Consider the following 19,259-nt stretch of genomic DNA (forward strand, 5'->3'; position numbering starts at 1 on the left):
AGGGAGTGCACAACATGATGAATGAATATAAATCGCTTTCTGTACAGTACTTGGCAGGCACCGTGCAAATTTCCAAACCCGCTTCAGCCAATCCGGTAACGTTCGATTCACCCGCATCCGAAGTCATGACCGATTTGCGCAAAATACACGCAGCCGTCATCGCTCCCAGTGTGACGATGGAGATTGCGAATACCTACATGATGCAACGCGGCGTGCGTACCTTGCTGGTCATGGACGACGATGATTCGTTGGCGGGTATTATCACGGCAACGGACATCCTGGGTGAAAAACCGATGCGCTTTATCCAGGAAAGGGGCGTGAAATACAGAGAAATTCTGGTGGCGGATATGATGACGCCGCAGGAGAAACTGGAAGCCATTCCGTTGGAAGAAGTCGCGCACGCGCGGGTCGGCAATATCGTTGCCAGCTTACGCGAAAGCGGCCGGTTGCATGCCTTGGTGATCGATGACAATACCATCGCCTCACCCAGGATCTGTGGCATTTTCTCCTGGACACAAATCGAGAAACAACTCGGTACGGTTATCCCACCCAACAATGTCGCGAAGAGCTTTGCGGAAATCGAATCGACATTGATTGCGAGTTAGATTCAGCGCCTCCGAATACGGTGGGCGGCAAGCACGTTACTGGCTCATTCCGTTCATGTCGCGAACAATCCGGAGTCATGAACGGAATGAGCTATAAGCAGTTAAATCTTACTATCCAATCCGTTCTCGGCGATTTCCGCGGCGCGAAGTATGGCTTTGGCTTTGTTCTGCGTTTCTATCCATTCGTTTTGCGGCACGGAATCGGCGACGATGCCCGCGCCTGCCTGGACATGCAGTTTGCCATCTTTGATGACGGCGGTGCGGATGGCAATGGCCAGGTCCATATCGCCGTTGAAACCGAGGTAGCCGACTGCGCCGGCGTACACACCGCGTTTGGAGATTTCAAGTTCGTCGATGATTTCCATTGCGCGCACTTTCGGCGCGCCGCTGACGGTTCCGGCCGGGAAGGTGGCACGCAGCACGTCGATGGCGCTGAGTTCCGACTTTAATTGGCCTTCCACGTTGGATACGATGTGCATGACGTGCGAGTAGTTTTCGATTTGCATTTTTTCCGTCACTTTGATCGTTCCGGTTTGTGCGACGCGGCCGATGTCGTTGCGGCCTAAATCCATCAGCATGACATGCTCGGCGATCTCTTTCGGATCGGCCAGCAGATCGGCGGCCAATTCGGCGTCTTGCTGCGGATTTTTGCCACGTGGGCGTGTGCCTGCAATCGGACGGACGGTTACGGTACCGCTTTCAAGGCGTACCAGAATTTCGGGTGAGGCGCCGACGACATGGAAATCGTCGAAATGATAAAAAAACATATACGGCGACGGATTGAGGCTGCGCAAAGCACGGTACAGCGCCAGCGGTGATGCATTGAAAGGCTTGCTGGTGCGTTGCGACAATACCACCTGCATGATGTCGCCATCGTAAATATAGCGCTTGGCCCGTTCAACCGCGGCTTTGAAATCCGCTTCGGGAAATTCGGCAACAGCGGCAGCGGAAGCAACCGCTTGTTCGGTTGGAATCGTAATCGGCTGACGCAGCTTTGCCAGCAGCGTTTTTAAACGATTCTGCCCGTCCGCATAAGCGTTTTTATTTTCCGGATTCACATAAACGATCAGGTACAGCTTGCCGGAAAGGTTGTCCACCACGGCCAGTTCTTCCGATAGCAATAACAGCATATCCGGCGTATTCAGAACATCCGGTTTGGCGTGACCCTGCAATTTGTGCTCGATGTAACGCACGGTATCGTACGAAAAGTAACCGGCCAAGCCGCCGCAGAAGCGCGATTTTCCTGCCGGGCAGGGCGCCGCCTTGAATTGCGCCAGATAGGATTCGACAAAAACCAAGGGATTGTCGACCGTAACGGTTTCCGATGAATCCGGATTGATCGTGGTGACCGAATTTTCGCGCGCTTCGATACGCGTTGTCGCCGGTAAGCCGATGATCGAGAATCGGCCGAAACGCTCGCCGCCTTGCACCGATTCCAGCAAATAAGAATAAGGCTGGTTAGCCAGTTTCAGATAGATGGATAGCGGTGTATCGAGATCGGCAAAAGTTTCCAGCACAACCGGAATGCGGTTGTATCCTTGCTGGGCGAGCTGATCAAATTCGGCTTCGGTCATGTGCGCATTCAGGGCAGTTTCGTGATCAATTTGGATGCGTCCACCAACGACTCGACGATGGCATCGCAATCCAGCTCGTATACGTTACGCCCTTCGTTATACCCGTAGGTTACACAGAACACGTGACAGCCCGCCGCGCGGGCGGCGATGGCATCATTGAGAGAATCGCCGATCAGCAGCGCTTCGTGCGGTTGCGCGTTGAAGTGCTTGCAGATATGCGTCAGCGGCAGCGGGTCCGGTTTTTTCTTCGGCAAGCTGTCGCCGGACAGAATGATTTCGAATTTGTCGAACAATCCGGTGGCGCGCAGCAGCGGGAGCGTGAAAGCTTCCGCTTTATTGGTGATGCAAGCCAGTCTGAAACCCGCTTGCTGTAATGCCGCCACACCTTCGACCACACCCGGATAGGGGCGCGTGTTCCGGCTCAGATTGTTCGCGTAGTGCTTTTCATAAATCGGCAGCGCTTTGGCAAACAAGGCGGCATCCGGTTCGCCGTCGAGCTGGCCGGTCAAGGTGCGTTTGACCAGCTTTTGTATGCCTTTACCGATATACGAGCGGATCGTTGCCGTCGATTGCTCCGGCATATTCAGATCTTTCAACATCAGGTTCGCGGATAATGCGAGATCCTCGGCGGTGTCGAGCAGCGTGCCATCGAGATCGATCATGATGACTTTGACCGCTAACGGAGGCTCGATTTTCTTTGCCGGGGCGTTTGCGTTGCTAGAGAGACTTGGGTTCATTTGAATACAGGAAACAGCCGTTTCAGTGAGTTAAACTTTTGCCAATTCAGCGCGGAACGCAGCCACGATGGAATCGTAGCGATGCGGATCGGAATCCTTGCCAGCTTGGTAAATAGCCGATCCGGCGACAAAAGTATCGGCACCGGCACGGGCGATTTCGGCGATGTTGTCGACTTTCACGCCGCCGTCGATTTCCAGCATGATGTCTCGACCGCTGGCGTCGATGCGTTTTCTAACCGCGCGCAGTTTGTTCAGCGCTTCGGGGATGAATTTTTGTCCGCCGAAACCGGGATTGACCGACATGATCAGAATCAAATCCAGTTTGTCGAGCACGTGATCCAGATAATACAGCGGAGTGGCCGGGTTAAATACCAATCCCGCCTTGCAACCTTGTTCTTTGATCAAACCGATGGTGCGGTCGATGTGGTTGGATGCTTCCGGGTGGAACGAAATGATGTTGGCGCCGGCTTTGGCGAAATCGGGGATGATTCTATCCACCGGTTCCACCATCAAATGTACATCAATGATGGCATCGGTGACCGGGCGGATGGCTTCGCAGACCAAGGGGCCGATCGTCAGGTTCGGCACATAGTGATTGTCCATTACGTCGAAGTGAACGATATCCGCGCCCGAGTCGATGACATCGGTGATTTCTTGGCCAAGTTTGGCGAAATTGGCGGAAAGAATGCTAGGTGCTAAGCGATACATGAAAAAAACCTCTCGTAAACAAATCCGGTATTTTAACCGCAAATGATGGGGTGCGCGTAACAGAGTGGAAATTATTGCGCAAATAATTCCGATTGATCCGCCTTAAACTTTTTCTTGGTAAACTACCTACCGCAAAATCATAAAAACAAATTGGATCGCAACATGACCGAAGAGAAGAAGTATGAAATTGACGTCGCTGTCCGCACGGTATATTTGCCCGATCAATCGGATGAAGATGCGGACAGGCACGTGTTTGCGTATACCATTACCATCGCCAATAACGGCACGGTGGCTAGCCAGCTGATCAGCCGGCATTGGATTATCAACAATGGCGATGGAACGACACAGGAAGTGCGCGGACTCGGCGTCGTGGGCGAGCAGCCATTGCTGAAACCGGGCGATAGTTTCGAGTACACCAGCGGCACGGTCATTTCGACTTCTGTCGGTTCGATGAAAGGGAGCTACCAGATGGCGGCGGAAGACGGTTATCATTTTGACGTGGCGATACCGGAGTTCATTCTGAGTGCGCCGAGAACGCTGCATTAGGCTAACTGCATTCCTTGATTAATTTCATGTTTGATGTTTTCTCATCACCGGTATGGTAATGGCCGGAAAGCTGTATTTAATTCCAACCCCGATCAGTCCGGAAAACATCGATTGGGTTTTGCCTGCGGAAGTTCAGCACTGCATTGCGGAATTATCGTATTTCATCGTCGAGCATCCCAAAACGGCGCGGCAATTCCTCAAGCAGCTCAACTGCAAACAGCCATTGCAAGCCTTGCATATGCAGCCCCTGAACGAACATACCGCGGCAAAAGATTTGCCGGCATTGCTCGAACCGATACTGGCAGGGCAGGATGGCGGATTGCTGTCAGAGGCGGGGTGTCCGGCGGTAGCAGACCCTGGTGCCGAGTTAGTGCGCTTGGCGCATAAAAATCATATTACCGTGGTGCCGTTGGTCGGTCCTTCTTCCATTTTGCTGGCGCTGATGGCTTCGGGTTTGAACGGGCAACGGTTTGCCTTTCATGGCTATTTGCCGGTTGAAAGCGCAGCGCGCGCCAGCAAAATAGCGGAGTTGGAGAAACAATCGATCAGTTTGAGACAGACGCAGATTTTTATCGAAGCGCCGTACCGCAATCAGAAATTGCTGGAACAGCTGGTTGCCGTATGCAGAGACAGTACGGATTTGTGCATCGCGAGCCATCTTACCTTTTCCAGCGAGAGGGTGATAACCAAACCGGTTAAGGAATGGCGGCGCTCGTTGCCGGATATCAACAAGATACCGGCAATTTTTTTATTGCAGGGATGAATTTTACTGACCGGATATCGTGAAGTCGCTGTTTGCGGCTATTGCGGGTATTACTGGCCGAGCTGTTTTTTCTGAATGAACTCGATTTTGTATCCATCGGGGTCTTCGACAAACGCGATGACCGTTGTGCCATGCTTCATCGGACCGGCTTCGCGCGTTACCTTGCCGCCCAGTTTCTTGGTGTTTTCACACGCTTGATAAGCGTCGTCGACTTCAATGGCGATGTGACCATAGCCTTCACCCAGGTTGTACGAGGATGTATCCCAATTGTGGGTCAGTTCCAGCACGGCGCCGTCCGTTTCATCCTGATAACCGACAAAAGCCAGCGTAAATCTGCCGTCGGGATACTCTTTGCGGCGCAGCAATTTCATGCCCAGGACTTGTGTGTAAAACGCCAGCGACTTGTCGAGATTGCCGACGCGCAGCATGGTATGCAAAATGCGCATCTAGATTTTCACCATTTCAAAATCTTCTTTGCGTGCACCGCATTCCGGGCAAGTCCAATTGATCGGCACATCTTCCCAGCGTGTACCCGGCGCAATGCCTTCATCCGGAGATCCCAAGGCTTCATCATAGATATAGCCGCAAATTAAGCACATGTAACGATTGAATTCACGATTCTCTTCGGTAGGCATGATAGATAGCAGTTTCCTTTTAGGTTAAAATGATATTTTACGGTATTAATGCATGTTACAGCCACCCCCAATCGTACTTTCTTTTGCAGCCAATGACCCTAGTGGCGGGGCGGGGTTGCAGGCTGATCTGTTAACTATCGCGAGCCTGGGGTGCCATCCGTTATCGGTGATGACGGCAATAACCGTGCAGGACACGGCAGGCGTGGATGAGATCATGCCACTCGATCCCGAATGGGTCGCCGATCAAGCCAGAGCAGTGCTGGAAGACATGCCGGTTCATGTGTTCAAGATCGGTTTGTTGGGCAGCGTTGAGATTATCGCCGCGATTGCCGAAGTGATTTCCGATTATCCCCATATTCCGTTGGTCATGGATCCGGTACTGACTTCCGGTCGCGGCGACGAACTGGCGAACGAAGAAATGATCGATGCGATGCGGGAACTACTGTTGCCGCAAGTTACGATATTGACGCCGAATAGTCTGGAAGCCAGGCATCTCGCGCAGCAGGAGAATGATAGCGGCGAAACGAGGTTGGATTTGAGTCTTTGCGCGCAACGGCTGCTTAATATGGGGTGCGAGTATGTGTTGATAACCGGCACCCATGAAAATACCGCGCAGGTAGCCAATACGCTCTATGCCACTGACGGCGTGGTGCGCACGGATCATTGGAAAAGACTTGAAAATAATTATCATGGCTCCGGTTGTACACTGGCATCCGCGATAGCCGCTTCTTTAGCTAACGGATTGTCGGTCAGCGATAGCATCCTGGAAGCGCAGGACTATACCTGGCATACATTGCAAGCGGGTTTTCGTCCCGGTATGGGGCAATATATTCCCAACCGGCTGTTCTGGGTGAGAGATGCCGAAGACGATCAGAACGGGCAGGATGCGTGATTGAGAAAGCCAAGAATCAGCGGACTCTATGCGATAACGCCGGATTTGAGCAATACCGGCGAATTACTGAAAAAAACGCAGCAAGTACTGGAAGGCGGTACGCAGCTTGTGCAATACCGGAATAAATCGGCGGATGACACGTTGCGCAGGGAGCAAGCCGGGTTATTGCTGCAATTGTGCAGAGAATACCGGGTTCCGTTGATCATCAACGATCACATCGAGCTGGCAGTCACGCTCGATGCGGATGGTGTACACCTGGGGCGCGATGATATGTCGATTAGCGATGCACGCAAGCAATTGGGACAAAACAAGATTGTCGGTGCATCGTGTTATAACGACCTGGAGCTGGCACTGCGAGCGCAAGCACTCGGTTCGGATTACGCCGCTTTTGGCGCGTTTTTTCCTTCGACGACCAAAACGGATACCGTACTGGTTCCGGCAAGTCTGATCGGTCAAGCCAAACAAAAAATAACAATTCCGCTGGTTGGGATTGGCGGCATTCGCTTGACCAATGCAGCAACGGTGATTCAAAGCGGCTGCGATGCGATTGCCGTTTGCAATGATTTATTCGCAACGGAAAATAGCGCAGCGCAAGCAGAACAATACGCACGCTTATTTACAGCACATCGTTCCATTTAAACAAAACCACTTTTATCCATTTTTATCATGAGTAACCAAATGACATCACGCAATCATCAATTATTCGAGCAATCCCAACACTATATTCCGGGCGGGGTGAATTCTCCCGTACGTGCTTTTAAATCCGTGGGCGGGGAGCCGGTTTTTTTTCAGCGCGGCGAAGGTGCTTATTTTTGGGATGCGGACGGTAAGCAATACATTGATTATGTCGGCTCCTGGGGGCCGCTGATTCTCGGACATGCCCATCCGGATGTGGTGAAAGCCGTACAAGCGGCGGTACAAAATGGCTTGACCTTTGGTGCACCGACCGAAGCCGAACTGGAAATCGCAAAACTGATTTGCCGGTTGATTCCATCCATCGAACAAGTTCGCTTGGTCAGTTCCGGCACCGAAGCTGGCATGAGCGTGATCCGTCTGGCGCGTGGTTTTACCGGCAGAAGCAAAATTATCAAATTTGAAGGCTGTTATCACGGTCACGACGATTCCCTGTTGGTCAAAGCGGGCTCGGGTGCATTGACTTTCGGCAATCCGAGTTCTGCCGGTGTTCCGGCAGAGACGGCAGGGCATACCATCGTGCTGGATTTCAACGATATTGCCGGTGTTGAAGAAGCCTTTAATAAATGGGGCAAAGAAATTGCCGCGGTAATCGTCGAACCGGTGGCCGGTAACATGAATCTGATCGCGCCGAAGGCCGATTTTCTCAGTAAATTGCGGTCACTGTGCACGCAAAACGGCAGCGTGCTGGTTTTTGACGAAGTAATGACGGGATTCCGGGTTGGCTTGGGTTGCGCGCAGGGACTTTATCAGATTAAACCTGATCTGACCGCGATGGGCAAAGTGATCGGTGGCGGTATGCCGATGGCTGCATTCGGCGGGCGCCGCGACATCATGCAATGCCTGGCGCCGCTTGGTCCGGTTTATCAGGCCGGTACATTGTCCGGTAATCCGGTGGCGGTTGCAGCCGGTCTGGCTACACTCAAGCTGATTCAAGCGCCCGGTTTCTACGATCGATTAGCGGACAGAACGCGGCAGTTGGTCGACGGCATTACGGCAGCCGCGAAAAAACACGGTATTGCTTTTTGTGCACAATCTATCGGCGGCATGTTCGGGTTATATTTCAGCGACGATATTCCAACCAGCTTTGCTGAAGTGATGCAGTGCGACAAAGCGGCCTTTAACCGGTTCTTCCACGCCATGCTGGAAGAGGGTGTCTATTTTGCGCCTTCTGCTTTTGAAGCTGGATTTGTATCATCCAAGCATGGCGATGTTGAATTGGATAAAACGTTATCCGCAGCGGAGAAAATATTTAAAAGCTGGTAAAACTGGTAAGCGGTAGCATTATTACCGTTATTGCGCGTGAGTGAAGGCAATAAAAAAGGCGGTATTATTTGCCGCCTTTTTTGCTTGAACACAAACTTCGCTTAGCTTAACGCATAGTGGCGATATAAGCCGAAACGGCGCGTTTTTCTTCCGGATTCATGCGAGTAAGCACTTTGCGCATGACACTGTTGTCATTGACACGATCGCCCGCGTTGAATAGATTTAATTGCGCCATGGTGTACTCTGCATGCTGACCGGCAAGTGCAGGATAACGAGGTGGAATGCCCGAGCCCGTAGGGCCATGACAGCTCGCACAAGCAGGTATCTCATCGATCAGGCTGCCGCCATGATAAAGAATTTTTCCCATTGCGATTAGTTTTTCATCGGCGTCAGTGGCCGCTTGACTTGGGCTTATCGTTTGCTGGGCATAGTACTCACCCAATTTTTTCATATCTTCCTGTGAAAGCGCGGCAACCATCGAAGACATCACCGGGCTGTTGCGCTTGGCCGGTTCGGTTCCGATCGCTTTAAAATCCATCAATTGCTTGGTGATATACTCCGCGTGCTGACCGGCCAGAATCGGGTTCATCGGAATGACGCTGTTGCCGTCCGGATTGTGGCAGCCGGCGCATACGCCGGATGCGATTTCTTGCGCGCTGGCGGGAGCAGCAGGGGCGGCAGAGGCAGCATTCGAGTCAGCAGCCGTTTCTTCGGCTGTCAGAGGCGCAGCCATTGCAAGTACTGCGAGCATTACCATATTTTTAATCATTTTCATATTTCGCGTTCCGTTAAGAGCATTCAAAAGTTGGTGGGTGTGTTGAGAATTAACGGCGTATTTTAACAAGGCGCCAGAGCATTAACAACAAAATTCATAGGGTCTTCATTATTTAATATTTTATTTTTCAATGAAAATAATCTTTATGCTGTTATTGATTGCCAATATCGCCTATCTGGTTGGTACTCGGCTGAATTTTGACCAGCAAAACACGGTTGCGCCGGCCTTGGTAAATCCGGAAAAAATCGTATTAGTCCCGGGGCGCGAAAATTGTCTGATGTGGGGCGATTTTTACGAAGAACAAATACGTTACGCCGGAACCGTGCTATCGGAATTATTTCCGGATCTGATATACAACGAGGAAGAATCCGGCCAGACCACGATGTACTGGTTGTACATTCCACGCTATTCCAGTAAGGAAGCGGCGAATCGCGAAATCAACAAATTGAGGAATCTCGGTATTGTCAGCTTCCGTGTCAAAGACGATACGCAATGGCAGAATGCAGTCTCGCTCGGGATGTTTTACGATCAGAAGGATGCGCTGAAACAGCTGCGTGAGATCGAAAAAAAAGGCATTACCAATGCTAAGATAGAAGAACGCAGCGTGATGCTGAAGAAAATCGTCATTCATAACCCGGCGCATATGGTCAAGGAACAAATGCAAAAATTAGTCGAACAATTTGACGATACCAAGCTGGTTCAAGACAAATGCGAACGTTTATAATAGACGGTGTTGCGCAAGTGAAATAATCAACACTATCGCTGTCGATCACTCAATAATTAAACAAAAAATACCATGACGGTACCCATAAAGACACCGCAAGAAATTGAAACAATGCGCATTGCCGGACGGCTGGCGGCGGAAGTTCTGGATTACATCACGCCGTTTGTCGTGACGGGCGTTACCACGGAAGAATTGGATAACTTGTGCCACCGTTACATAGTGGACGTGCAAAAAACGATACCCGCGCCGTTGAATTACGCGCCCGCAGGGCATACGCCTTATCCCAAGTCGATTTGCACCTCGGTCAATAATCAGATTTGCCACGGCGTTCCCGGGCAGAAAAAGCTGAAGAATGGCGATATCGTCAATATCGATATCACCGTGATTTACGAAGGCTATCATGGCGACACCAGCCGGATGTTTTATGTCGGCGAACCGTCGATTCAGGCCAAACGGTTGTGTGAAGTGACCTACGAAGCCATGTGGCGCGGTATCGACGAAGTGAAGCCGGGCAACCATCTGGGCGATATCGGCTTTGCCATTCAGAAGCTGGCGGAAGGTGTTGGCTATAGCGTGGTGCGGGAATTTTGCGGACACGGTATCGGTGCCAAATTTCACGAAAATCCGCAAGTGCTGCATTACGGCCGGCGTGGCACGGGCATGGAGCTCAAACCCGGCATGATTTTTACCATCGAACCGATGATCAACGCCGGAAAAGCGGCGATTCGCCATTTGCCGGACGGCTGGACCATCACCACCAAGGACGGCAGTCTGTCGGCGCAATGGGAACATACCATTCTGGTGACCGACGACGGTTACGAAGTGTTGACCGTATCGGCAGGTTCTCCTCCCAAGCCAGTTTACCGCTTCGGTAGCTAGGCCATTAAATTCTCTCTTTATCCTGGAATTGTTTACTATGACACGAAGTCATCATCGTACCGCTGCGCAAATCCGCCCGGTTAAAATCACCCGCCGTTACATCAAACATGCCGACGGTTCCGTGTTGATCGAATGCGGCGATACCAAAGTCATCTGCACGGCCAGCATCAGCGAACAGATTCCGCCGTTCCTGAAAGGTCAAGGGCAGGGCTGGCTGACCGCGGAATACGGCATGCTGCCGGGTTCGACGCATAGCCGGATGCAGCGCGAGGCGGCCAAAGGCAAACAAACCGGGCGCACCATGGAAATCCAGCGCCTCATCGGACGCGCTTTGCGCGCCGCGGTAGATCTGAAAAAACTGGGCGAGCGCACCATCCAAATCGATTGCGACGTTATCCAGGCCGATGGCGGTACCCGCACTGCCAGCATCACCGGCGCTTTTGTCGCGCTTCACGACGCGATCCAGAAATTACTCGATCAGAAACTCATCGAAGCCACGCCGATCCTCGATCATGTCGCGGCGATTTCGGTGGGTATTTTCGAAGGCACACCGGTGCTGGATCTGGATTATGCGGAAGATTCCGCATGCGACACCGACATGAACGTCGTCATGACCGGCAGATTGCATCTCATCGAAGTGCAGGGAACCGCCGAAGGCAATGCCTTTAGCCGCGCCGAATTGAGCACCATGCTCGACATGGCGCAGCAGGGCATCGAAGAACTGATCGCCATTCAGCGCAATGTGCTGACGCAACCATGAGCATGCTGAAAAAACTGGTCATTGCCAGCAGCAATAAAGGCAAATTGCGCGAAATCGGCGAATTGCTCGCGCCGCTGGCCATTGAAGTCGTACCGCAATCCGAATATGCCGTGAGCGAAGCCGACGAACCGCACATCACATTCGTGGAGAATGCTCTCGCCAAAGCCCGCCACGCTAGCCGTTGTTCAGGCCTGCCCGCGCTTGCGGACGATTCCGGTATCTGCGTCAGCGCACTGGGCGGTGCTCCCGGCGTGAATTCCGCGCGCTACGCAGGAGAACCCAAATCCGACGAACGCAACAATCAAAAACTGATCGAAGCGCTTAAAAACCAAACCGACCGCCGCGCTTATTATTACTGCGTAATCGTGTTGGTACGCCACGCCGACGACCCGCAACCGGTCATCGTTGATGGTTCGTGGTATGGTGAAATCGTCGATCAGCCGCGCGGCAGCGGCGGCTTCGGCTACGATCCGTATTTTTACCTGCCGGAATTCGATAAAACATCCGCTGAGCTAACTGCCGAGCAGAAAAATCAAATCAGCCATCGGGGGCAGGCATTGGCTAAATTGGTGGAAATTTTACAGAGCGGGAAGTTTTGAATCGATAAAACTGAATGCTGAGTTGTACCGGTATTCAGCGGGTAATGGTAGTTGGTATTAAATTTGCGATTCTCTGTGGTCTTGCCACGGGGTTGTTTTATTCAACACTCAAACACCCATAATGTCACCATCGTCGCTTAAATCGATGCGATGGGCGGCCGGATCGTGTGGTAGTCCCGGCATCGTGACGATGTCGCCGGTCATGACTAGCAAATAGCCCGCACCGGCGGCGATGCGCACCGATTCCACAGGTAGCGGGAATGCTTCGGGGTGGCCGACTTTGGCGGGGTCGCTGCTCAGCGATAAATGGGTTTTGGCGATGCATACCGGGAGCCGGTCGTAACCCAACGCGCGAATCTGCTCCAGATCTTTCTGGGCTGTCCGGCTGAACTCGACTTCGCTGGCGCCATAAATGGTGCGGGCAACAGCGGCGATCTTGTCTTCGGGCGAAGCGTTTAAGTCATATAAATAACGGATAGGTGGTTGCGGCCGGTTGGCTGCGGCGATAACCGCATGTGCCAGCGCTTCAGCTCCAGCACCTCCATCGGTAAAACCGGTGAAAAGAGCGGTACTCAATCCAAGCTTGGCGCAGTACTGTTCGATGATGCTTAGATCGTTTTGAGTATCGCCTGCGAAGCGATTGATGGCGATGATCGGTTCAAAACCGAAAGCCCGCACACTGTGCACGTGATGTTCCAAATGTGGCAGGCCGCGTTCGATTTCTGCGATGGTGCCGGGACGGGAAGAATCGCCGCCGCCATGCACCCGCAGTGCGCGTGCGGTGACAACCAGCACCACGGCGCTCGGCCATAAACCGGAACTGCGGCATTTCAGATCGAAAAATTTCTCCGCACCCAGATCGAAGCCGAAACCCGCTTCCGTCACCACCCAATCAGCACAGGCTGCGGCGGCCTTGGTGGCAATCACGCTATTGCAGCCATGCGCGATGTTGCCAAATGGTCCGCCGTGTACAAAAGCCGGCACGCCCTCGTTAGTTTGCACCAGATTCGGCAATATCGCATCGTGCAGCAAAGCCGACATCGCGCCCGTTGCTTGCAGACTCTGCGCCGTTACTGGATTGCCGGAACGATCGAATCCCACCAAGATACGCCCCAATCGCGCCTTGAGGTCGGCGAGATCTTCGGCCAGACACAGAATAGCCATCACTTCGGAAGCCGCGGTAATGTCGAAACCGGTTTCCCGCGGCACGCCATTGAGCCGCCCGCCCAATCCGATCACCGCTTGACGCAGCGAACGGTCGTTCATATCCAGCACACGACGCCAGAAAATTTGACGGTGCTCCAGATCCAATCCGCTGCGGAAATGCACGGCGTTATCGAGCAACGCAGCCAGCAGGTTGTGCGCTGCGCCGACGGCGTGCATGTCGCCGGTGAAATGCATATTGATGCGCGTCGAAGGTTCAAGTTGGCAACGTCCACCACCGGTACCGCCACCTTTAATACCGAAAACAGGCCCCAAAGACGGCTCGCGCAACGCTAATGCAACGTGCTGCCCGATACGCGCAAGACCTTGCGCCAAACCGATTGAAACCGTCGTTTTTCCCTCGCCGGTGCGCGTCGGATTGATCGCCGAAACCAATATGATTTTGCCTTTCGTTTGCGCATCTTTTTGAGACAAAGTATTTAGCCGTAGCTTGCCCATGTGCTCACCGAACAGCATGAGCTTATCCGGATGTAGACCAAGCTTTGCGGCGATATCCACTATGAGTCTCATTTTAGGAATCTCGGATTAAGGAAATAAACTGTCCTGGTGATAGTACAGCGTCAGTTTCTGATCGGATATGGATTCTTATCCAGTAAGTAACGAGAGCCATCAAATATTGTCAGGTTCGACAACCGGATCGACTATTTCTGGGAAATCGTCATCCAACGCCGGTAAAACCGGAAGTAGTTCCTTCAGGCTCTTTTTCTTGATCGGTTCGATAATCAGTTTATTTCCTTCTTTGCGGATGATCGCTTCGGTTCCCTCCAATTCAAAATCGCGAGGGATTCGTATCGCTTGGTTGCGCCCGTTTCTGAACAGACTGACATGTCGTTCATTGTGCATATGATGATCTCCAAATCTTGGTGTATGACAAAACATAGGCCTGGTTATCGCCATGTCAATCGTGACAAAAACAGATTGTGTAGAAGGAAGTAAGATTCTGATTTCTGTACGGTAGATCGTGCATTCATTTAACGATGAAACAGTAACACAGTCATTGCACTAAGATAAATTTGTCGTGGAGAAAATGTCGGCTAAACCACGCTAAGCATTTTATTTGCATAATCTTTGCCCGATGTCGGTGGCGGTAACAATTTGCCATCCCTTTCGTACAGGGCAATCGTTTCATCAACGATTTCACAGAGTTCGGCAAAAACCTGTCTTTCGTCACCGCCATGACAACCGCCATAAAAAAGCCCAGGACAACTTCCGACAAAGCACTGATCTTCATCAGACCACTCGACAATTTTCACATAATGGTGTTTTGCATTCATTTTTTGGATTCCTCTATAGCCGTTGCAACCGCTTTTTCCTGATATTTCTTGGCATCATCGCCCGTGTTTCCGGAGAGTACAACCGGTTTCATTACCAGCGGGTGGATAAAATTTCGATGACTGCCTTTGCCGCCTCGATTAACAAAACCGGCTTTTTCCAGTTCACCGATAAGTTCTTTGATTTTTTTGGGCATAAAACGTACAACTTTCGATTTATATTGAATGCCATGAAAAATATGCAGCGTAATATCGAAGATTTCTCATTGTCAGGTCTGAACCTCAATTCTGTATTCGCGATCTGTTTCCTTGCTGTTTTTGAATCTATTAATTTACGGCGATGGATTTGGTTTCGTCACAAAAAAAGTGTTGTGCCAAGACATGACCCCTCACATGCATGGGTGACTAATATGACGAAACTTTTTCTTTTCTTTTCGATTCAGAATTCCTCTTCTCTTCTTTTATTTTCTGGAATAAGTAATTGTAAGCTTCTCGATAAAGCTCAGGGTGTCGATATGAAAGCGCATATGACACTTCATTTTTATTCTCACAAAGATTTTTCATCTTAGCACGGGTCAATCCCGTTAACCCTGAAAGCGATCTGTAGCATGCCCCTGCGTTATTAACGGTCTCTCTTATTTCTTTCAATTGAATTAAGAATGATCCACTTTTATGTTCCCAACGATGATATAAATAACTTGTTTTAATAGCATCTTTAGGTAATGCCTTCTTGGAGTACTGAGCCGACCTTATTTTGTTATATTTTTTGTCAAATGAAGGCCTTAACTCTTTAGCTAATTTGTTGTCTATTTCTTTATGAAAAGTATATTGATAATGATCTGGAGCCACAACAATTCCTGCTAGCACATTTTCATAGAACGTCAGTATTAATGTTTTATCTTCTTGTTTAAGGATGAATGTTTTTAAGTTATCTATCTCTTTGGGGCCGTGCCATATAGTGCTTATGGACCCTGAGTCCAATTCTAATTCTTGGTTATGTTCTTCTTGTAATGAACATAATATTCTAGATACTTTGCATTTATCATCGACTTCAGTGATTTTTTTCAAGTCATCAATGGATGTTTTACCAAGCTGAAAACCAAATATTTCTATATCAGTATCCGTCAAATTTGATTCAGATTTATTTTTTTCTTGGCTAAACGATACTGATGGTATCGTACTCATCGCCAAGATAAGGACGGCAAAGAGCTGTTGCTTAACATAGATCATGGATATTTTCGCTTATTATAGATTTTCGGGATGTTCCGCAGCCCTTAATGCTTTCTACGCATATTGTGCGCAAAAGCTATCATATTAATTCGAAACACTGAGATAAGTTATTCTCCACCCTGCACTCTAATATATGCTCGTACTACGTATCTATGGGATCAATGTTGGCGGTGATCGCCATATCATCAGTTCCATTAGTAACAGACGCTGCCTTAATAGTAAGCGAAAAGAAATAGTCAAAATAATTAATGGTACTATTAAAAGAATCTTGTGTAATTTTTGAATTATTATGGATAACCTGATTACGACGCTCACGAATTGTTGTTTTTGATGTAAGCCCTTTTGGCGGTTCGCCAATCTTTGATGCAAGTAAATATTTGAGTTGAGACTTATCAGCAGTTGGTTCAATAAGCATCAGGCCAGAAATTACAATATTTTCAAATATACTTTCACGTTTGTTGCCATATATTTCTTTTACTTTATTAAACAAAGTATCATTTATTTCAATGATAAGATTATTTTTTTCTATGACAATCTTATGCATATGTGGCCCTGCCAATAGGCTATCAGAAATTTTTTTAGCATCCATCGAACATCGATATGTGATTTGTATCTTTTTAGAAATTGTTTCAACCAATATCCACATTGCAAGAAAAGCTTCGGTATAGTAACCAGCGTTAGCTAATTCTTTGCAATGTTCTAAATCTGAAACGCATTCTCCAAAATTTAGTTTGGCATACTGTCTTGCAAAAATAACGTTACTACTCAAATTGATTTCCTTTTTCTTTTTGCTTGACTAAAACACAGCAAGGATCAGGTCACGTATAAAGAATATTGTCGATAAATCGCACAAGCAAATACCCGGCAACAAATTATCACTCCCAATTCATTTTTGAAATGTAATACACACGCTACCCAAGCTGCTTCCGATGATATTTCAAATGCTCCCCAACAAACGTACTGATAAAGTAATAACTATGATCGTAACCTTGGTGGAAACGCAATGTCAGCGGTTGACCGGCATCGCCGCAGGCTTGTTCGAGTGCTTCGGGGAAGAGTTGTGTGGTTAGGAATTGGTCGTTGAATCCCTGATCGACGAGCAGATCGGGGACGCGGTGTCCGGCTTGGAGCAATGCGGTGGTGTCGTATTGTTGCCAGTCTTGCTGATTCTCACCGAGGTAGTTGCTGAACGCTTTTTGTCCCCACGGGCAGCGCATCGGGGCGCAGATCGGTGCGAATGCGGAGACCGAGCGGAATAGTTCGGGATAGCGCAAGGCCAGCGTCAATGCACCGTGGCCGCCCATCGAATGACCGGAAATGCCGATGCGATCTGGGTCTGCGGGAAATTGTTCGATGATGATGTTGCGCAATTCCTGCGTCACGTAGCTTTCCATGCGGTAGTGTTGCGACCAGGGCGCTTGGGTTGCGTCGAGATAAAACCCGGCGCCGACGCCAAAATCCCAAGCATCGGTTTCGCCGGGAATGTCGGTTTGGCGCGGGCTGGTGTCCATGGTGACCAGCATCAAGCCGAGCTCGGCGGCGTAACGTTGTGCCCCGGCCTTGATCATGAACGTTTCTTCGGTGCAGGTCAGTCCGGCGAGAAAAAACAGTACCGGAACGCATTGCTGCTCCGCTTGCGGCGGTTGATACACCGAGAAGCGCATCGGCAGACCAATAACCGTGGACGGATGTTGATAATAGCCCTGGATGCCGCCAAAGCAGTGATGCAGGCTGCGGGTTTCGAGTGTGGTCACGATCAGTAAATCACCACGGAGCGGATCGATTCACCGGCTTTCATCAGGCGGAAACCTTCGTTGATGTTGTCCAGCGTCAGCGTGTGCGTGATCAGCGAGTCGATGTCGATTTTGCCTTCCATGTACCAGTCGACGATTTTCGGCACGTCGGTGCGGCCGCGCGCGCCGCCGAACGCGGAGCCTTCCCATTTGCGTCCGGTGACGAGCTGGAAAGGGCGTGTGCTGATTTCGGCGCCGGCCTCGGCCACGCCAATGATGATGCTGCGTCCCCAGCCTTTGTGCGTGCACTCCAATGCCTGACGCATGACTTTGGTGCTGCCGATGCATTCAAAGCTGTAATCCGCGCCGCCGCCGGTCAGTTGCACCACGGCGTCGACGATGTTGGGCACATCGTTCGGGTTGATGAAATGCGTCATGCCGAATTTGCGCGCCATCGCTTCGCGTTCGGGGTTGATATCGATACCGATGATTTTGTCCGCGCCGACCATGCGCGCGCCTTGGATCACGTTCAAGCCGATGCCGCCCAGACCGAACACTGCGACATTCGCGCCAGCCTCGACTTTGGCGGTGTAGATCACTGCGCCGATGCCGGTGGTGACGCCACAGCCGATATAACACACTTTATCGAACGGCGCGTCTTCGCGGATTTTCGCCAGCGCGATCTCGGGTACGACGGTGTAATTGGAGAAAGTCGACGTACCCATGTAGTGAAACAGTGGTTTGCCGCCGATGGAAAAACGCGACGTGCTGTCCGGCATCAGGCCTTTGCCTTGGGTGCTGCGGATGGCCTGGCATAAATTGGTTTTTTTCGACAGGCAGAATTTACATTCGCGGCATTCCGGTGTGTACAGCGGAATCACATGGTCGCCCTTGCGCAATGATTTTACGTTCGGGCCGACATCGACCACCACGCCTGCGCCTTCATGCCCGAGAATAGCGGGGAACAAGCCTTCCGGATCGGCACCGGACAAGGTGTAGTAATCGGTGTGGCAAATGCCGGTGGCTTTGATTTCGACCAGCACTTCGCCGGATTTGGGGCCGGTCAGGTCGATTTCTTCAATCGTCAGCGGTTGACCGGCTTTCCAGGCGACAGCGGCTTTTGTTTTCATGGGAGTTATCCTTGTTGTGTATTGATAGTGCGCAGATGCGCCAGCAGACCTTGGCTGGCTTCCTCGACCATATCCAGCACCAGCTCGAATCCATGCTGTCCGCCGAAATAGGGATCGGGAACCTCGGCATCCGCCTCAGCGCTTGGCGCGTATTGCATGAAAAGCTGAATCTTGTTGACATGCTGCCGCGGGCTGCGCTGCAGCAGCAGTGTCAGATTTTCCTTGTCCATCGCCAGAATGTAATCGAATTCCTCGAAATCGCTGGATTGTACCGCACGAGCGCGCAGTTCGTGCATTCGGTAGCCGCGCTGCAACGCCGTGCGTTGTGAGCGTTCATCCGGCGGGTTGCCGATATGGTAGGCATGGGTTCCGGCGGAATCAACTTCGATCAGATGATCGGCTCCGGCGGTTTTGACATGGTGCCGGAAAACCGCATCGGCGGTCGGCGAGCGGCAAATATTGCCCATACAGACAAACAAAACTTTTATTTTTTTATCGTTGTTCATAACTAATCA

At 50.8% G+C, this 19,259-nt stretch carries 25 protein-coding genes; 10 read left to right on the forward strand and 15 right to left on the reverse strand.

The genetic code is table 11. The features are described 5' to 3' along the window. Positions 1–14 precede the first annotated feature (14 nt). Positions 15–605 carry a CBS domain-containing protein gene (locus HRU78_05000; protein ID QOJ23081.1) on the forward strand — a complete coding sequence of 197 codons (591 nt, stop codon included), beginning with the start codon at positions 15–17 and terminating at the stop codon, positions 603–605. A 101-nt stretch (positions 606–706) separates the two neighbouring features. Here the strand turns inward: HRU78_05000 and HRU78_05005 are convergent, their stop codons facing one another. The 3 genes from HRU78_05005 to rpe are packed head-to-tail and all read right to left on the reverse strand — an operon-like array spanning position 707 to position 3,624. Next, positions 707–2,179: an anthranilate synthase component I gene (locus HRU78_05005; protein QOJ23082.1), complete on the reverse strand. Its 1,473-nt coding sequence runs from the start codon at positions 2,177–2,179 to the stop codon at positions 707–709. Positions 2,180–2,187: 8 nt separating this feature from the next. Next, entirely contained in the window at positions 2,188–2,916 is a 729-nt protein-coding gene (locus HRU78_05010; GenBank protein ID QOJ23083.1) for a phosphoglycolate phosphatase, read from the reverse strand. Between the two features lie 30 nt (positions 2,917–2,946). Beyond that, positions 2,947–3,624, reverse strand: coding sequence for a ribulose-phosphate 3-epimerase (gene rpe / locus HRU78_05015; protein QOJ23084.1), 678 nt, complete (start codon positions 3,622–3,624; stop codon positions 2,947–2,949). A 162-nt stretch (positions 3,625–3,786) separates the two neighbouring features. On the opposite strand from rpe, the gene apaG reads away from it, so the two are divergent. Next, positions 3,787–4,170, forward strand: a complete 384-nt coding sequence (gene apaG, locus HRU78_05020; GenBank protein QOJ23085.1) for a Co2+/Mg2+ efflux protein ApaG — start codon at positions 3,787–3,789, stop codon at positions 4,168–4,170. Between the two features lie 58 nt (positions 4,171–4,228). Continuing rightward, positions 4,229–4,933, forward strand: a complete 705-nt coding sequence (locus HRU78_05025; protein QOJ24923.1) for an SAM-dependent methyltransferase — start codon at positions 4,229–4,231, stop codon at positions 4,931–4,933. A 50-nt stretch (positions 4,934–4,983) separates the two neighbouring features. Here HRU78_05025 and gloA read toward each other — a convergent pair whose 3' ends face one another. Together gloA and HRU78_05035 are read right to left on the reverse strand one after the other, a co-directional pair. Then, positions 4,984–5,379: a lactoylglutathione lyase gene (gloA, locus tag HRU78_05030; GenBank protein ID QOJ23086.1), complete on the reverse strand. Its 396-nt coding sequence runs from the start codon at positions 5,377–5,379 to the stop codon at positions 4,984–4,986. Beyond that, complete coding sequence (locus HRU78_05035; protein ID QOJ23087.1) at positions 5,380–5,568, reverse strand: rubredoxin; 189 nt, start codon at positions 5,566–5,568, stop codon at positions 5,380–5,382. Between the two features lie 52 nt (positions 5,569–5,620). Between HRU78_05035 and thiD the strand changes: the two genes are divergently transcribed. The 3 genes from thiD to hemL are packed head-to-tail and all read left to right on the forward strand — an operon-like array spanning position 5,621 to position 8,419. Next, positions 5,621–6,460, forward strand: a complete 840-nt coding sequence (gene thiD, locus HRU78_05040) for a bifunctional hydroxymethylpyrimidine kinase/phosphomethylpyrimidine kinase (GenBank protein ID QOJ23088.1) — start codon at positions 5,621–5,623, stop codon at positions 6,458–6,460. Further along, complete coding sequence (locus HRU78_05045) at positions 6,461–7,099, forward strand: thiamine phosphate synthase (GenBank protein QOJ23089.1); 639 nt, start codon at positions 6,461–6,463, stop codon at positions 7,097–7,099. A gap of 39 nt (positions 7,100–7,138) precedes the next feature. Next, a complete protein-coding gene (gene hemL, locus HRU78_05050; GenBank protein ID QOJ23090.1) occupies positions 7,139–8,419 on the forward strand; it encodes a glutamate-1-semialdehyde 2,1-aminomutase in 1,281 nt (426 codons plus the stop codon). Positions 8,420–8,525: 106 nt separating this feature from the next. Here the strand turns inward: hemL and HRU78_05055 are convergent, their stop codons facing one another. Further along, the gene (locus HRU78_05055; GenBank protein ID QOJ23091.1) at positions 8,526–9,194 is read right to left on the reverse strand and encodes a cytochrome c4; all 669 of its coding nucleotides are present in this window, start codon (positions 9,192–9,194) and stop codon (positions 8,526–8,528) included. Between the two features lie 130 nt (positions 9,195–9,324). Here HRU78_05055 and HRU78_05060 point away from each other — a divergent pair, with 130 nt between their 5' ends. The 4 genes from HRU78_05060 to rdgB all read left to right on the forward strand — a co-directional run bounded on the left by HRU78_05060 (position 9,325) and on the right by rdgB (position 12,156). Next, complete coding sequence (locus tag HRU78_05060; GenBank protein QOJ23092.1) at positions 9,325–9,918, forward strand: SPOR domain-containing protein; 594 nt, start codon at positions 9,325–9,327, stop codon at positions 9,916–9,918. Positions 9,919–9,990: 72 nt separating this feature from the next. Further along, positions 9,991–10,797, forward strand: coding sequence for a type I methionyl aminopeptidase (gene map / locus HRU78_05065; protein QOJ23093.1), 807 nt, complete (start codon positions 9,991–9,993; stop codon positions 10,795–10,797). 37 nt (positions 10,798–10,834) lie between these two features. After that, complete coding sequence (gene rph, locus HRU78_05070) at positions 10,835–11,557, forward strand: ribonuclease PH (GenBank protein ID QOJ23094.1); 723 nt, start codon at positions 10,835–10,837, stop codon at positions 11,555–11,557. A 5-nt stretch (positions 11,558–11,562) separates the two neighbouring features. Continuing rightward, positions 11,563–12,156 (forward strand): RdgB/HAM1 family non-canonical purine NTP pyrophosphatase, encoded by a 594-nt coding sequence (rdgB, locus tag HRU78_05075; protein ID QOJ24924.1) that lies wholly within the window; start codon positions 11,563–11,565, stop codon positions 12,154–12,156. 108 nt (positions 12,157–12,264) lie between these two features. On the opposite strand, the gene HRU78_05080 is transcribed toward rdgB, so the two are convergent. From HRU78_05080 to HRU78_05120, 9 genes are all read right to left on the reverse strand, one after another. Next, the gene (locus HRU78_05080) at positions 12,265–13,890 is read right to left on the reverse strand and encodes a formate--tetrahydrofolate ligase (GenBank protein ID QOJ23095.1); all 1,626 of its coding nucleotides are present in this window, start codon (positions 13,888–13,890) and stop codon (positions 12,265–12,267) included. A gap of 99 nt (positions 13,891–13,989) precedes the next feature. Then, positions 13,990–14,223: an AbrB/MazE/SpoVT family DNA-binding domain-containing protein gene (locus HRU78_05085; GenBank protein QOJ23096.1), complete on the reverse strand. Its 234-nt coding sequence runs from the start codon at positions 14,221–14,223 to the stop codon at positions 13,990–13,992. 191 nt (positions 14,224–14,414) lie between these two features. Further along, positions 14,415–14,654 carry a hypothetical protein gene (locus HRU78_05090; protein QOJ23097.1) on the reverse strand — a complete coding sequence of 80 codons (240 nt, stop codon included), beginning with the start codon at positions 14,652–14,654 and terminating at the stop codon, positions 14,415–14,417. Further along, positions 14,651–14,848 carry a type II toxin-antitoxin system HicA family toxin gene (locus HRU78_05095; protein QOJ23098.1) on the reverse strand — a complete coding sequence of 66 codons (198 nt, stop codon included), beginning with the start codon at positions 14,846–14,848 and terminating at the stop codon, positions 14,651–14,653. Before HRU78_05095 ends, HRU78_05090 begins: the two co-directional genes overlap by 4 nt. Positions 14,849–15,056: 208 nt before the next feature. Then, on the reverse strand, positions 15,057–15,881 hold the full coding sequence (locus HRU78_05100) for a hypothetical protein (GenBank protein QOJ23099.1): 825 nt from the start codon (positions 15,879–15,881) through the stop codon (positions 15,057–15,059). Positions 15,882–16,023: 142 nt separating this feature from the next. After that, complete coding sequence (locus HRU78_05105) at positions 16,024–16,650, reverse strand: hypothetical protein (protein QOJ23100.1); 627 nt, start codon at positions 16,648–16,650, stop codon at positions 16,024–16,026. Positions 16,651–16,792: 142 nt separating this feature from the next. Continuing rightward, positions 16,793–17,635 carry an S-formylglutathione hydrolase gene (fghA, locus tag HRU78_05110; GenBank protein QOJ23101.1) on the reverse strand — a complete coding sequence of 281 codons (843 nt, stop codon included), beginning with the start codon at positions 17,633–17,635 and terminating at the stop codon, positions 16,793–16,795. Positions 17,636–17,637: 2 nt separating this feature from the next. Then, on the reverse strand, positions 17,638–18,744 hold the full coding sequence (locus tag HRU78_05115; GenBank protein ID QOJ23102.1) for an S-(hydroxymethyl)glutathione dehydrogenase/class III alcohol dehydrogenase: 1,107 nt from the start codon (positions 18,742–18,744) through the stop codon (positions 17,638–17,640). A 5-nt stretch (positions 18,745–18,749) separates the two neighbouring features. Further along, positions 18,750–19,250 carry a low molecular weight phosphotyrosine protein phosphatase gene (locus HRU78_05120; protein ID QOJ23103.1) on the reverse strand — a complete coding sequence of 167 codons (501 nt, stop codon included), beginning with the start codon at positions 19,248–19,250 and terminating at the stop codon, positions 18,750–18,752. Between the last annotated feature and the right edge of the window lie 9 nt (positions 19,251–19,259).

It is taken from the genome of Gammaproteobacteria bacterium (genome assembly GCA_015709635.1).
Taxonomy (GTDB): Bacteria; Pseudomonadota; Gammaproteobacteria; order Burkholderiales; family Nitrosomonadaceae; genus Nitrosomonas.

Coding starts and splice junctions, on each gene's coding strand:
- HRU78_05000 (QOJ23081.1), top strand. CDS start 15: ATGATGAATGAATATAAATCGCTTTCTGTACAGTACTTGGCAGGCACC.
- HRU78_05005 (QOJ23082.1), bottom strand. CDS start 2,179: ATGACCGAAGCCGAATTTGATCAGCTCGCCCAGCAAGGATACAACCGC.
- HRU78_05010 (QOJ23083.1), bottom strand. CDS start 2,916: ATGAACCCAAGTCTCTCTAGCAACGCAAACGCCCCGGCAAAGAAAATC.
- rpe (QOJ23084.1), bottom strand. CDS start 3,624: ATGTATCGCTTAGCACCTAGCATTCTTTCCGCCAATTTCGCCAAACTT.
- apaG (QOJ23085.1), top strand. CDS start 3,787: ATGACCGAAGAGAAGAAGTATGAAATTGACGTCGCTGTCCGCACGGTA.
- HRU78_05025 (QOJ24923.1), top strand. CDS start 4,229: ATGGCCGGAAAGCTGTATTTAATTCCAACCCCGATCAGTCCGGAAAAC.
- gloA (QOJ23086.1), bottom strand. CDS start 5,379: ATGCGCATTTTGCATACCATGCTGCGCGTCGGCAATCTCGACAAGTCG.
- HRU78_05035 (QOJ23087.1), bottom strand. CDS start 5,568: ATGCCTACCGAAGAGAATCGTGAATTCAATCGTTACATGTGCTTAATT.
- thiD (QOJ23088.1), top strand. CDS start 5,621: ATGTTACAGCCACCCCCAATCGTACTTTCTTTTGCAGCCAATGACCCT.
- hemL (QOJ23090.1), top strand. CDS start 7,139: ATGACATCACGCAATCATCAATTATTCGAGCAATCCCAACACTATATT.
- HRU78_05055 (QOJ23091.1), bottom strand. CDS start 9,194: ATGAAAATGATTAAAAATATGGTAATGCTCGCAGTACTTGCAATGGCT.
- HRU78_05060 (QOJ23092.1), top strand. CDS start 9,325: ATGAAAATAATCTTTATGCTGTTATTGATTGCCAATATCGCCTATCTG.
- map (QOJ23093.1), top strand. CDS start 9,991: ATGACGGTACCCATAAAGACACCGCAAGAAATTGAAACAATGCGCATT.
- rph (QOJ23094.1), top strand. CDS start 10,835: ATGACACGAAGTCATCATCGTACCGCTGCGCAAATCCGCCCGGTTAAA.
- HRU78_05080 (QOJ23095.1), bottom strand. CDS start 13,890: ATGAGACTCATAGTGGATATCGCCGCAAAGCTTGGTCTACATCCGGAT.
- HRU78_05085 (QOJ23096.1), bottom strand. CDS start 14,223: ATGCACAATGAACGACATGTCAGTCTGTTCAGAAACGGGCGCAACCAA.
- HRU78_05090 (QOJ23097.1), bottom strand. CDS start 14,654: ATGAATGCAAAACACCATTATGTGAAAATTGTCGAGTGGTCTGATGAA.
- HRU78_05095 (QOJ23098.1), bottom strand. CDS start 14,848: ATGCCCAAAAAAATCAAAGAACTTATCGGTGAACTGGAAAAAGCCGGT.
- HRU78_05100 (QOJ23099.1), bottom strand. CDS start 15,881: ATGATCTATGTTAAGCAACAGCTCTTTGCCGTCCTTATCTTGGCGATG.
- HRU78_05115 (QOJ23102.1), bottom strand. CDS start 18,744: ATGAAAACAAAAGCCGCTGTCGCCTGGAAAGCCGGTCAACCGCTGACG.
- HRU78_05120 (QOJ23103.1), bottom strand. CDS start 19,250: ATGAACAACGATAAAAAAATAAAAGTTTTGTTTGTCTGTATGGGCAAT.